The organism is Anaeromassilibacillus senegalensis (assembly GCF_001261775.1).
In the GTDB taxonomy this organism is placed as follows: Bacteria; Bacillota; Clostridia; order Oscillospirales; family Acutalibacteraceae; genus Anaeromassilibacillus; species Anaeromassilibacillus senegalensis.
In genome coordinates this window covers 85,666-99,523 of the sequence record NZ_LN868535.1, presented here as the reverse complement: position 1 = coordinate 99,523, position 13,858 = coordinate 85,666, and the positions used below count along the sequence as shown (strand labels likewise).

The window sequence follows — 13,858 nt, the reverse complement described above, 5'->3', positions numbered from 1 at the left end:
TCCATTTTTATCTTGACTAACTACATAATATCATTGAGTTACTACATTGTCAATGCTCTCAACTTGACTTGCTACATTCTATTTGTTATGATAAATCAAACGAGGTGGGAAAATGAATTTGTCAGACAGAATTCGACTGATTATTTCAGAAAATGGATTAAAGCAAAAAGAGTTTGCTAAAAGTATAAATGTTACTGAGAGCTATATCTCTAAGCTACTTAAAGGCGAAAGTGGATTATCTAATTCAACAGCTACACTTATTGAGGAACGTTATGGGTATTCCATTAAATGGATACTTGATGGGAGTGATCCTAAAATGAAACAACAAAGCAAGGCCAGGGAATTGACTCCCATACAACGGAAAATAATCTCTGATGTTGAGCAAATGGACGAAGCAGAGTTAATAGCAGTAAGAGCGTTTATAACCTCTCTGGATGAATATAAAAAGTCATTTGGGATTAAATAGGCATTTTCAATTTAGCAAATAAGCTTAATGAGAATATAATGATTTTTTATTATTTAGAAGAAGGCGAAGAATATGTTTAATAAGAAATGGACAACCGTTTATTGTACCGTGGACCGGGATCAGCTTTTTCGCCTGCAAGCCTTATTGAATACGGAGGGAATCGAATTCCGGACCGCCGCGCCGAATCAGACCAGGGGTGTGATTAGCGTCCGGACGCCTGCGGTTCAGCGGAACGAGACCGGTATGCTGTGGGAGCTTCTGGTCAAAGAGGAAGAGGTGGAACACGCCCGCGCGATCGTACGGAATTTATAAGGGATGGGACCGTTGTAAAATGGAATGGTGATACCAAATCGTACAAGGAAACAGCTTTCTATAAAAAGGAAACGCCTTTGAAAATGGCCTGTTGATGCACAGCCAGATTCAAGGGCGTTTCCGTTTGCTTTTCTTCAAGGCCACTTTACAATGTGGCCTTAATTCCCAGCGTGCGCTGGGGAAACAGGAAAAGCGCCAGAGATAGCCCACTGTCTCGTAAACAGCACTATCACTCGTTCCCACTCGCTCTTCTCAGGAAGAAGAATTTCGTTCTCTGCGGAGAACGACAAAGGGCTCTGCCCTTTGATCCCGCCGCTTTTTAGAAAAGCGGAAAAACACATTTTAGAAATTACCTGTCTGGTGAAAAACGACCCTTGCCACAAGTGCGAGCTGACCACAGGTCCTACCTTGTAGGAAAGTAAATAGTAGGGCTGCGTTACAACGCGCCCGTTCTTTTAGAAAAAAGCAGATATAACCGGCAAGATTGGCGGCTTTTTGCCGCAAACCTCCTTTACAATGCAGTCCATAAAATGGTAAAATATATATCGTATAAATGGATGATTTTATCAACTTTTCTGACGATCTTCCCCAATGACCCTTGGACAAGCGTCCAGCGCGGGACGGAAGCCGGAAAAGCTGGGAATACCGGCTGCAACCGGATTTTGAGGAGGTAGAACATGAATAAGAGAACTGTGAAGCAGAGGCATATCGTGCTCTCTGCAATATCGCTTCTGGTGGTGCTGACGCTTGTCATCAGTGCGACCGCCGCCTGGTTTGTCGACGCGGACGACACGGTCATGAATTTTGAGGCGGGCACATTTGACCTTTCCCTCGATACCGGGGACGGCGGTACGGGAACCGAGCCGATGGAATTTAAAAACCTGCGCCCTCTGACATTGGAACAGATGAAAACAGAAGCGCTGGGGATCGCGCAGACGTTGCAGGATGGCGACACGGGTTCAACGGCGTATCGCCCGGTGACGGTATCCAACGCGGGGAGCTTGCCGATGCAGGTGGTGCTGCGCATTGCGGACGCGGGCCCTGAAGATCATACGATCAGCAACGTGATCATGCGGGAAAACGGCGGTGTCTATCAGGAAGGGAAAATTCCGTGTGCCGACGCCTACAATTTGAAGAATATTCTGAAAGTGCTCCTTTTTGAAAACAAAGGGATGATGGACACACCCGACTGGCAGTTGGTATGCGACGAAGACGGCGTCCCACTGGACCTCATGGAGACCCATTACCAGCCTTACACGACGGAAGACCCGTTGCCGGCAGGGAACAGTGTGCAATACCTCGTAGCCGGATGGATTCCGGAAATCGTAGGCAACGACCATCAGGCGGAGCATTTCCATGCCAACTTCGTGGTACAGGCCGGGCAGACAGAGCTGGGCGCGGACATCGGTGACGGGACATCCTCCACCGTGCGGCCGACGCCGGGGCCGGACGATCCCGTGCAGGACATTTCCGTCACGGTGCTTTTCAAGGAAAACGGCGAGGAAGTGGCGCGTACCGTCTATACCTTTGAAGACGTCATTGCTTCGGAGGAAAAGACGCTGACCAGCCATATGGTAAGCGTGCCGACGGCTTACCGGTACGACCCGGCGTTCCAGTCGGAAAAAATCAAGCTCAATGTGGAGACCGGTTCCGCGGAGCCGGCGGAGATTGCCTTTACCGTCAAGCGCGTGTCTGACGCGGTTGACCGCGAACTGACCATCAACTGGATCGACGAGGCGGACAACCGCAATGTCGGCTCCTATAGGAAGAAGCTGACAGGCAAGGTTGGCGGGGAGCAAACCGTTTATCCCGACGTTTTGAAGCTGCCGGAGGGCTATGAACTGGTGCCGGACCCGGTGCAGAAGGCCGCCGTGACCATTACAGAAGATGGTACGGACCCTGAAACGGTGAATTTCCTTGTCCGCGAAAAGCACGAGCAGGTTACCCGTGAGGTCACGGTGCAGTGGCTGGATCAGGGCAATGCAAACGCGATAGTTGGTTCTTATAAGCAGTCCATAGAAGGCAAGGCCGGCGATTCCGTCGAGGTGACGCCGGATTCCTCCAAGCTGCCGGGTGGCTACCAGCTTGCAGAGGCAGATCAAAGCGCACAGGTGGAAATTACGGCGGACGGCGTCACGCCGGACACTGTTGGGTTTACCGTGCGTTCGGAGCCGCCGGTGAGCGGAGACGGCACCTCCTGGGAACAAGCAATTTACATCACAACGCCGGAGGAACTGAACGCAATCCGCAATGGGTTAAATAAATACTACAAGCTGAGCAATGATATCGACCTTTCCGGTTATGCCAACTGGACGCCGATCGGTGGCGTGGTTTATGCATCGAGCTGGTTTAAGGGCGGCTTTGACGGCAACGGCTATAAAATTACCAACCTGACCATCAGCCGTGCGGCGGATTCCACCCAACCGTATACTGGGCTATTTGGTACGGTATATGACAGCACAGGCAAAGGCGAAGTCAAACTGCGCAATGTAGTGGTAGAGAATGCGAATATCACCGTTACCACCAACGGGACGAATTATCACGCGGGCATTGTGGCCGGTTTCATGTACGGTGCTTCGGCGGAGAATTGCCACACCAGCGGTACAATCAATACGAAGGGTCCGGGCGCGGGCGGCGTCATCGGGGCGACACTGTCGACCCGTTATTCTTCCTATAACGGGGGACATATTTCACAGTGCTCGTCCAGTGCAAATATCACCGCCTCGGCGGGACCGGCGGGCGGCGTCGTGGGCAACGTCAATATTCCGGTTTCCGAATGTTTCTTTACCGGCAGCCTGGACAGCTCCAGCAGCGCGGCGGGCGGCATTGCGGGCGCGGCGCGCAACAGCGGAACAGTAAGCAACTGCTGGTCGTCCGGGTCCGTCAAAGGCGCGCATACGCAAAGCGGCGGCGTGGCCGGACTGGTCGGTGATGGCTTATCGTCAATTAAAAACAGCTATACTTATGCGGCCATTGACACAACCAATACGGTGAATCCGTCGACAGCGACAGGACGTACCGCACAACCCGCGGTGGGCCACCGGACGGGCACGGTCTCTGGTGTGTTCTTCCAGAGCGGCAACTTTAACGTAAAGGGCGCTGCTTCCACGGTTTGGGACGATTATTCCGGCAGCTACCTGAATGGAACCAAAAAGACACAGGAAGAACTGAAAGCGGCAAGTACCTATGCGGGATGGGATACCGCCGTCTGGGATATAACAGATGGATTCTACCCAAGCCTGCGCAACAATCCGACACGGTAAAATAAAGGCTGAGGGCCTCCGGAAAATGCCCGGAGGCCCTGTTTTTATGCCCCATACAGCCGTTGACAACTTTTAAAGAATCGCCTATAATAGTAACACTTGAGCAGACGTTTTGTGTCAGGAACAATTCGGTTTTGGCAGTTGGGTGTGGTATAGCAGAGCATCCATGGAAATGCGTCAACCGCGTCGGGAAAAATGTCCGCGTGCGACAAAAATGCATATATGCCTCCATAGTTAAATGGATATAACAGTCCCCTCCTAAGGGACAATTGTAGGTTCGATTCCTACTGGGGGTGCCAATCAATAAACGTAAAAAACGGTGAGGAGAAATCCTCGCCGTTTTTGTTTTGCATTTTCATTGTCCTGTCGAATGGGCAGGGCTGGCCTCTGTAAATGAAGAAAAATGCGAAATTGAAACATGAACTATTTAATGAAATAAATAATTTGGCGAGATTAGCTTTTATATATGCCAATATGACCCAAAATATGTACCAGAATACCTAAAAATTTTTCTAACGCCTTTGGGTACATGCGGATACAATATAAATGATAATGGCTTTTTGTTGCCTGTTAAGGTTGGATGCGAGCAGATGGGGGGAGTTCATTTGAAAACCGGAGGAACAAAAGAAACATCGGCGGGAAAGCTGGTGGCTGTATGGCTGGTCGTTTGCCTCCTGGCCGGGCTGTTTGCCGGGTGCGGCGGGGAACCGGATCCATACCAGACGGTGGGGGAGATCGACGGCAGGCCGGTCGCGCTGGGAGAACTGCAACTGTTTGTGGATGATGTACGTCAGCAAACAAACAGCTATTTTAAAAAGAACCACCAGCTTGCCGCTGTTACAGAAGCGGAATGGCGGCAGGAATACAACGGGGAGGCGCCGGTGGACTACGCGATTCGGCTGGCGATGGAGGCTCTTGTCCCCTATAAGGTGGTGGAGAAGAAGCTCATGGAATCCGGAGGAGAACAGGATTTTTCCTATCAGGCGTTTGTATCGCGCTGGGAGGAAGAAAACCAAAGCCGCCAGCAAAAGAAAGAAGCGGGAGAAGTGGTTTACGGTCCGATTCAATATACAAAACGGATTTATTATGATTATTTAAACGATGAGTATCAAAAGACGTTGGAATCTTCCCTGCGTTTTGACGCGACGGAGCAGGAGTTGCAGCAGCTTTACGACGAAAACCCCACGCTGTTTCAGGCGTTTGGAAGCGTTTCCATGCAGTGCGCCGTATTGCCGCAGGACGCAATTTCCAGAGAACAGGCGGAAACCGCGCGCAATGGAATCCGGGAGGCGTTGGAGAAAGGGTCCACCTTTGCGGATGGCGCGGAGCAGGCGGGAATCGCCGCGTACATACAGGAGCGGACGTTTACAGCTCAGGATCTGAGCAGCCCGGACGTCAGCGCGTTTCCCGAGGTGGAAGACGCGGTATACAGCCTGCCGCAGGGCGGGATGACGGAATTGATCGATAACGACGGCCTGCAGTGGCTGTTCTTTTACTGCGAGAGCCGTGAGGAAGGCGGTCGGACGCCCTTTGCGGCATGCCGGGACGCCCTGGAGGAGATATACCGCGAACAGGCCTTTGCTATGGAATTGGAGCAGGCGCAGTCGTCTGCCCAAATTACCATATATGAAGAGGCAAGACGTTTGATTCATTGACCTTGCAGCGACGGGGAAAGGAGGAAAAAACGGCTGCAAACCGATTGGTAAAGGAAAGATCAGAAGGGAGAATGATGTTCCATTGAAAAAAAGGCGTGTAATGAAGAAGTTCCTTTCCCTGACATTGGCGTTTTTATTGGCCGCCAACAGTCTGGCGGGGCTTTCCGCTTTTGCGGAGGAGGCCTCTGCCCCGGATACCAATGCGCTTTCCTCTGCAACGGAGGCGGAGGAGGATTTTACCATTGTAGAGAACTATGTGCTGAACGGGACAATGGAAGAGGTCACCAACGGCGCGCTGACATACTGGTCGCCGGAGCTGAAGGAGGGCAGCGACGACAATACCATCGCCCGCACCAACCGGATCCGGTATGGCAGCGTTGACATTGGCAAATACAAAAACAACTTTGCGGCGATCCGGCCGAACAATTCCTACGTGCCCTACGAGGCGGCGCTGGAACAGCTGATGCTGGTTCCGAACGGCACTTATACGCTGTCCGCCTATGTCTATTCCGTCACCACGGAGGCGGATAAAGAAAACGGCGCCTATGCGAAAATGTATGTTTACGAGGACGACGGCCTGGAAGCGGTCGAAGTAAATTTGGACGAGACCTCAAAATGGACAAAGGTGACCATTCCGGATGTTACGATTACAAACGGCAAGTGCCGTATTGGATTTGGACTCAAGTCTGTGGGAACAGATGAAAGCACTGCCCGCGCGCTGGCCGTGGATGAAGTAGTTCTTACGATTCCCGCGGGCACGCTCAATGGTTCCGTTTCGGCTATGGACGGGGGAGCGGTTGCGAACGCCTCCGTCAAGGTGAAGGATGGCGAGGACACCGTCGCTTCCGCCACGACGGACACCGAAGGCACGTTTTCGGTCGCGGTTCCCGCCGGAGAGGGCTTTACCGTCACTGCCGCAAAGGCCGGGTATCACACCGTTTTCGTAGAAAATATGGCTTTCGCGGAGGGGGAAACCCTTACGATACAAATGTATTTTGACAACCCGGTGGAGGAGAACGCCTATTATGTGGACGCTGATTTCGGCGACGACAGCAACGACGGAACCTCCCCGGAGCGCGCGTGGAAGAGCGTTTCCAAGGTCAGTAATACGGTGTTCCAGCCGGGCGACTCCATCCTGTTCAAAGCCGGATGCGCCTGGGAGGGCGAGACCCTGAAACTGCAGGGCAGCGGTGAGGAAGGCAATCCCATCCGCATCGGCAAATATGGCGACGAGGGCCAGTACCCGGCGATTCACGCGAACTATGTGCCGGGCACGCCTCTTGCGGAGATGACGACCAACAACAAGAATGCGTTGGAGATTGTGGGCGTCAGCTACTGGGAAATCATGGACCTGGAGCTAACCAACTACGGTATCTTTAATGACGATTTCACCGCGAATGAGCAAAAGGACCGCCGGGCCGTGACCATCCGTTCCAACGGCGGGACCATGGAGGACGTTACGCTGGACGGCCTGTACATCCATGACGTCAACGGCTGGAATCCGAAGGGCGGCGGCAACGGCGCGGCCATCTCGTTCGGCGCGAACGGCAAGACCTATATCGACGGCCTGCTGATTGAAAACTGCCTGATCAAGGACGTCACGCGCGACGGCATCACCGGCGGCGGATACACCGGAAGCCGTCCGTGGGGCTGGAACTCCTGGGATGGACAAAGCGGCGTGCCGATCCGCCACAGAAATGTTGTCATCCGCAACAATGTGCTGGATACCATCGCGGGCGACGGCATTGTACCGGGCGGCACTTACGAAGTTGTGGTCGAACACAACCTGGTCACCCGGGCGAGCAACAACCCCTGCCCCTATCCCAACATGAGCGGCAACGCGACGTCCAACCTGTCCGCCGCGGTGTGGCCGTTTGACGCGGACAACTCGATTTTCCAGTACAACGAGGTGTGCTATACCGGCGTACCGCGCGGAACGGAAGTCGCGGACGGCGAGGCGTTTGACTCCGACTATTACTGTGTCAACACGCTGTTCCAGTATAACTACAGCCATGACAACGAGGGCGGCTTCCTGATGATCTGCGGCCCGGCCTACGCCTATACCGACGGCACGGTCGTCCGCTATAATATCAGCGAAAACGACGGCTCTCTGTTTGGCAAGCGCACGATCTTTGAGATCGGCGGCGGTGGCGGCGTGAACCGCAGCTATATTTACAACAACACCATCTATACCGGAGAGGACCACGCGGTATTCTCCGTCATGCGCGGCGAGCCGTGGGACGGCAAGCCGAAGGGGACCAATTTCCTGAACAATATATTTGCGATCAATGGCAGCGTCGCACAGTTCGGCTTTGCCGGGGACCCGAGGGACAAGGGCAAGGAAGGCGTTGTCACCTACGACCACAACCTGTACACCGGCACGCTCTTCGAGGGCACGTTAAAGGATATGCCGGAGGACAAGAGCCCCGTATTCGGCGATCCAAAATTTGTGGACGCGGGCAACGCGGGCGACGGCTATGAGAACGCCAAGGCCTATAAGATCCAGGAAGGCTCCGCCGCAATCGGCGCGGGCATTCCAATTGATCAGAACTGGCTGGGACAGAAACTACACACGGAATCCTATACCGCCGGCAACGGCACCACCGCGGAAAACAAGGCGGTTTATTTCCATGTGGACGGTGAGGAATTCCAGTGGCAGGATCCCAACGGCGGCAAGGACTTCTTTGGCAACCCGCTTCCAAAGCGCGGCGCCCCGGACATCGGCGCGCACCAGCTTTCGGAGGAACCGCCAATGCCGGAGGAGCATCCCCTCACGGTTCGGTTCAATCTCTCCGCCCAGATGGAGGGCGACAGCGAAGACATCCTTCTGGCGAATAAGTCCGGTTTCTACACGGCGGATGTGTTGAAAGGCGACCCGGTCAGCTTTACATTTATTCCCACCGCGGAAGGCCGCGAATTCCGCAGCATCACGGTGAATGGCGAACCCGTTCCGTTTGACGAAGATACCGATACCTTCCGCTACACCTACGAGGGCACGATGCCCGGCCAGGACACCGAGCTGACATTTGCTTTTGAGGTGGTGTCAAAGCTGGCCCTGGCACAGATCGTTGCAGATGCGGAAGCTCTGGTCGGCGGCGAGGAGTACAACACGGTTATCAAATCCGTCCGTGAGCGTTTTGATGCGGCGCTGAAGCATGCGAAGGCGGTTTACAACGATAAGCAGGCGACACAGAAGGAAATCGACGAGGCCGGGACCGAGATGCTGAGAATCATCCCTTACCTCAGCTTGACGGCGGGCGATACGACCGCGTTGGAGAAGCTACTGGCGATCGTAGAACTGCTGGATCCGGCGGACTATGCGCCGTCCGCATGGACAAAGCTACAGGAAAAAGCGGCGGAAGCCGAGAACGTAATTGCAGAGGAAGAGCCGCTGAAAGTCGATGTGGATAAAGCGTATGAGGCGCTTCTCGATGCGATGGAATATTTGGAGGAATCCAGAATTGACACGACGGAGCTGCACGCGATGATCGCGCAGGCCGAGGAAATCGAAGCGGTTCTGGACACTGATTATTTGGAAGTGGGCCAGAAGGCCTTCCTGAAGGCGCTCGCTTCCGCACAGGCATTGCTGGAGGACCCGGACATCTCCCAGAAGAAGATCGACAGCGCGGTGGATGCTTTGGCAAAGGCCATGGCGGACCTGCGCATCATTCCGGACAAAACGGAGCTGGAAGGTCTGGTAACAAAAATGAGCGCCGTTTCCGGTGAGGGGTACACGGCGGCGAGCTATGAGGCGCTTTGCGAAGCGCTGCGCACCGCCCGGCGTGTACTTGCCGACCCGAATGCGACACAGGAGGATGTGGACGCGGCTTACGACGGCGGCAGCAAAGCGATGGATCATCTGACCAGAGTCAACGATGCGCCCAATGGGAAACCTTCCGGCGGAAACGGCGGCAAGGGCTCCCCGTCCTCCGGAAAGACCTCTGGTGAGGGAACCGCGGTGGTGACGGTCCCGGCGGAAATTGCCGCGCAGGCCTCTGTCCGCTCCGACACGACGGTGGACTTTACCTTAAAGCGCGGCGCGGCGTACTGCTTTAAGATGACGGTTATGAACGGATGCGGAGTGGCGCCGAGCTTTACCGTGGGAGACGGCAAGGTGCTGAAGACCCAGTTTGTGGCACGGATCGGCAATGATTACTACTACCGGGTTTACGCGGTCGGTACAGCCGGGCAGAGCACAGGTGTTTACACCCAGCTGCCCAACGCAGCGCCGCAGCGCCACTGCTCGGTAAAAGTTGCTTAAACACCACTTGAAAAAATGAGCTTGTTCCGATGAATGGACTCCGGAAACAAAGATTATAAAAGGCCTTCTGCCGCAGTGTTATCTGCGGCGGAAGGCCTTTGCATCTATGGAAATCGATTTACAGAGGGACGGATTTCGTTGTTCCATGTATCCCCTTCATACACATTATTTGTGCCTGTTCTTCAGCTTTTTCACAGCCTCCTGACTGAACAAATAATTTCGTTTTCCCGCGCTCCGGAACTCCGCCGGCGTCAGCTGCATGGTCTGCGCCAGCCGCAAAAGATAGCTTGGTGTGATATCCAGCATTTCTGCGACCTCTGAGGTGGTAAATACGGTTCTTACGTCCGACATGCGCACTTCCCCGCTTCCTTTTCTTTCTTGCGATCAGTATATAAAGATGTACGTCGTACGTCAAGACAAACGGAATAAATAAAACGTTTTTTCTTTGTTTCGTTTTCTGAAACGGCAATCGGGATAGACACTTTATGCGGAACAGTGTACAATGAGTTCATTGACCAATCGAACCGAACGGATATGCGGCAAACAGCTTTTGCAGCGCAGTTTTAGGAGAATTGAAATGTTCATTACAATTGACGGCGAAAAAATATATTGCCATGTGGCCGGGGAGGGGAAGCCGGTCGTGCTGCTGCACGGCTTTGGCTGCGATCACCGGCTGATGGCGGGCTGTATGGAGCCGGTGTTCCAGACCCATCCGGGATACCGGCGCATTTATGTGGACCTGCCCGGCATGGGGAAATCGAGCGGCCCCCTTTCCTGGGCCAGTTCCGGCCGGATTCTGGAGGTTCTGGCCGCCTTGATTCCCAAACTGGTGGACGGGCCGTTTTTACTGGCGGGGGAATCATATGGAGGATACTTGGCGAGAGGGCTTCTGGCCTCTGGGTTTGCGGACCGGGTGGACGGGCTGCTGCTGCTTTGCCCTGTGGTGGTTCCGGAGCGAACGGCGCGGGAGGTTCCGGCAAACCCCGCGCGCCAATACGACATGCACTTTTTGGAACAGCTTGCCCCGGGGGACAAAGAGGGCTTCTGCAACTACGCGGTGGTGGCGAATGCAAAAACCTATGGGCGGTATCGTGCGGAAATTCTCCCCGGCGTGCAAACCGGAGATCCGGCATTTTTGCAACAGCTGGAACGCCGGTATGCCTTTGGCTTCGACGTCGATCAAAGGATCCGTCAAACGCCCTATGAAAAGCCTGCGCTGTTTTTGGCCGGGCGGCAGGACGACTGCGTGGGGTACCGGGATTTATGGCGGCTGCTTGAGGCGTATCCGCGCGCAACGTTTGCCGTGTTGGATATGGCGGGCCACAACCTGCAGGTGGAACAGCCGGAGCTGTTTAACGAACTGATTGAAAACTGGCTTTTGCGGACGGAAGAAAGATAACGGCAGGAGAGGGGCGGTGGAACAACTTGGGGAAACATATTCACTATTACATGGTCGACGCATTTACCGGCGAGCGCTTCCATGGGAATCCGGCGGGCGTGTGCGTGTTGGACGAGCCGCTGGACGCGGCGCGCATGCAGTGCATCGCGGCGGAAAACAACCTGCCGGAAACAGCCTTTCTGTTAAAAACAGCGGACGGCTACAGCCTGCGGTGGTTTACTCCAAAGTTTGAAATCGATCTGTGCGGTCACGCGACGCTGGCCGCATCGGCTGTGGTGTTTAACGAGCTGGAACCGGCGCTGCAAGAGGTCTCGTTTTTGACGGTAAGCGGCGTGCTCACGGTGGTGCGCAAAGGGTGTTTCTATGAAATGTCGTTTCCCAGCCGCCCCGCAAAACGCATTAACTTGACGGCTGCACAGTGCTTGGCTTTGGGCTGTACGCCGGAAGAAGTTTATGCGGCGCGGGACCTGCTGCTCGTTCTGCACAGCGAGTCGGATGTGCGGGAATATGTCCCGGATTATGACGCCCTGCAAAATCTGTCCGATTGGCTGGGTGTGGTGATTACGGCGCCGGGACGGCATGCGGATTTTGTCTCACGCTATTTTTGCCCGGAACTGCGCGCGGAAGATCCGGTTACGGGGTCTTCGCATTGCAGTTTGGTCCCGTTTTGGGCGGAACGTTTGGGCAGGGACCGTCTGACAGCGGAACAGCTCTCCGAAAGGCACGGGACGCTGCATTGTATGGATACGGGGGACCGGGTGCGGATTGCCGGCGAAGCGGTCCTGTATCTGCGGGGAGAACTCTGTATATGAGAGGAGTGGGGAGCGTTGGAACGTAATTGGGAAGGAATCAGAAAAATCTGGATGCCCCTGCTTGCCTTTGTTCTTTTCTTTGGCATTTGGGCGGCGTGGGTTCCGCTTCACCATCTGTGGATTATCGCGGATATCATAGACGGAATTTTTGGCTGGGGTGATTTGATCTGGCTGGGCTGCGGAACGTTTCTGATCTGTTGGAACCGGAAGCGGCTGTCGATCCACCCCAAAAAAATGTTTTGCACCGCGCCAAAAGCAAAGGTGTTTTATCCGATGCTGGCAATCGTCCTAGTTTATTATCTGGCGGCGGACCTTCTGCAGAACGGCGGATTTTATCTCCATACAGAGCAGAATATAGCCACATTGGCAATCCTGTTCCTGATTGTCGGGCTGCAGGAGGAGCTGCTTTTTCGCGGATACTTCTTGAACGCGCTGGCTGCTGGAATGCCGGCGCGCGGAGCAAACCTGCTGTCCGCGTTTTTCTTTGCATGGATTCATGTGCCCGGCTGGATACGGAACGGTATGGCTCCGCTGGAAATTGTCACGACCGGGGGCATGATTTTTTTGCTCGGGCTGTTCTTTGGCTGGGCGTTTCGCAAGAGCGGGTCCATCTGGACACCGGTTTTGCTGCATACGGTTTGGGACGTCTGTACCCGGCTGATCTGAAGCGGACAGAAAACTGTATGTAGAAGTTCCTTATGGTTGCCCAAAGCAGTGAAGAAGTTGAATCCGGCGGTGTCAGCATGCGGTTGTGCCATCTGAAAAGGACTGGGTGCAGGCACACAAAGGGACGGTTTAACAGTTTCACGGGCTGGTGTTCAAACGCAGGAGAATGAAGTTGTGCCGCATGAGACGAATAGAGCAGGCGGAACAAATAAAGAATGGAAGCGGAGGTTCCTATGGAGGATCATTTTATAAACCTGACACCGGAAAACCTTGCCAATGAGCATTTGTGCTGTATTATCCGCAGCAAAAAGCTCCATCCGGGTGTGGAAGCAAAGCGGCAATGGCTCTCAGACCGGCTGGGCGAAGGGCATGTTTTCAGAAAGTTAAACGCAAAGGCGACGGTCTTTATCGAATATGCCCCTCTTGAAACAGCGTGGGTGCCGGTTACCGGCGACAACTTTTTCTATATCTATTGCCTGTGGGTTTTGGGGGAGCACAAAGGAAAAGGATATGGAAAAGCGCTGATGGAGGATTGTCTGGCCGACGCGAAAGAGAAAGGGAAATCCGGCGTTTGTATGCTCGGAGCCAAAAGACAAAAATCGTGGCTTTCCGATCAGTCTTTTGCCAAAAAGTTCGGCTTTGAGGTCGTTGACGCCACCGATGATGGGTATGAGCTGCTTTCCCTATCTTTCGATGGAACAGCGCCAAAGTTCACACAAAAGGCGAAGGAGTCAAAGATTGCAGGCAAAGAACTGACAATCTATTATGACATGCAATGCCCCTATATCTTCCAGAGGGTGGAAACGATCAGACAGTATTGTAACGAGAATGCCATTCCCGTGTCTTTCATACAGGTGGACACGCTGCAAAAAGCAAAAGAACTGCCCTGTGTGTTTAATAACTGGGCGGTATTTTATAAAGGCAGGTTTGAGACAGTCAATTTGCTGGATCCTGTTTCCCTGAAGAGAATCATCAAAAAGTAAAACGGATCGGCCCTTGTTTCCAAAGATTGGCTTTCTTTAGC

At 53.8% G+C, this 13,858-nt stretch carries 10 protein-coding genes and 1 tRNA gene; 10 read left to right on the top strand and 1 reads right to left on the bottom strand.

All coding sequences use genetic code 11. The features are described from left to right. Positions 1 to 112 precede the first annotated feature (112 nt). The 6 genes from BN2106_RS00760 (at position 113) to BN2106_RS00735 (ending at position 9,957) form a co-directional block, all read left to right on the top strand. On the top strand, positions 113 to 466 hold the full coding sequence (locus tag BN2106_RS00760; RefSeq protein WP_050696669.1) for a helix-turn-helix domain-containing protein: 354 nt from the start codon (positions 113 to 115) through the stop codon (positions 464 to 466). 72 nt (positions 467 to 538) lie between these two features. Further along, complete coding sequence (locus BN2106_RS00755; protein WP_050696668.1) at positions 539 to 778, top strand: DUF2007 domain-containing protein; 240 nt, start codon at positions 539 to 541, stop codon at positions 776 to 778. Positions 779 to 1,455: 677 nt separating this feature from the next. Then, positions 1,456 to 4,041, top strand: coding sequence for an autotransporter outer membrane beta-barrel domain-containing protein (locus BN2106_RS00750; protein WP_050696667.1), 2,586 nt, complete (start codon positions 1,456 to 1,458; stop codon positions 4,039 to 4,041). Positions 4,042 to 4,265: 224 nt separating this feature from the next. Then, positions 4,266 to 4,340: transfer RNA gene (locus BN2106_RS00745), tRNA-Arg, on the top strand. Between the two features lie 306 nt (positions 4,341 to 4,646). After that, positions 4,647 to 5,696 carry a peptidyl-prolyl cis-trans isomerase gene (locus tag BN2106_RS00740; protein WP_050696666.1) on the top strand — a complete coding sequence of 350 codons (1,050 nt, stop codon included), beginning with the start codon at positions 4,647 to 4,649 and terminating at the stop codon, positions 5,694 to 5,696. A gap of 100 nt (positions 5,697 to 5,796) precedes the next feature. Further along, entirely contained in the window at positions 5,797 to 9,957 is a 4,161-nt protein-coding gene (locus BN2106_RS00735; RefSeq protein WP_050696665.1) for a carboxypeptidase regulatory-like domain-containing protein, read from the top strand. 165 nt (positions 9,958 to 10,122) lie between these two features. Here BN2106_RS00735 and BN2106_RS00730 read toward each other — a convergent pair whose 3' ends face one another. After that, entirely contained in the window at positions 10,123 to 10,308 is a 186-nt protein-coding gene (locus BN2106_RS00730; protein ID WP_050696664.1) for a helix-turn-helix domain-containing protein, read from the bottom strand. A gap of 226 nt (positions 10,309 to 10,534) precedes the next feature. On the opposite strand from BN2106_RS00730, the gene BN2106_RS00725 reads away from it, so the two are divergent. From BN2106_RS00725 to BN2106_RS00710, 4 genes are all read left to right on the top strand, one after another. Beyond that, positions 10,535 to 11,356, top strand: a complete 822-nt coding sequence (locus BN2106_RS00725; protein ID WP_050696663.1) for an alpha/beta fold hydrolase — start codon at positions 10,535 to 10,537, stop codon at positions 11,354 to 11,356. Positions 11,357 to 11,382: 26 nt separating this feature from the next. Further along, positions 11,383 to 12,168: a PhzF family phenazine biosynthesis protein gene (locus tag BN2106_RS00720; RefSeq protein ID WP_407921734.1), complete on the top strand. Its 786-nt coding sequence runs from the start codon at positions 11,383 to 11,385 to the stop codon at positions 12,166 to 12,168. Between the two features lie 15 nt (positions 12,169 to 12,183). Next, complete coding sequence (locus tag BN2106_RS00715; RefSeq protein ID WP_050696662.1) at positions 12,184 to 12,834, top strand: CPBP family intramembrane glutamic endopeptidase; 651 nt, start codon at positions 12,184 to 12,186, stop codon at positions 12,832 to 12,834. 233 nt (positions 12,835 to 13,067) lie between these two features. Then, positions 13,068 to 13,817, top strand: coding sequence for a GNAT family N-acetyltransferase (locus BN2106_RS00710; RefSeq protein WP_050696661.1), 750 nt, complete (start codon positions 13,068 to 13,070; stop codon positions 13,815 to 13,817). The last annotated feature ends 41 nt before the right edge of the window (positions 13,818 to 13,858 follow it).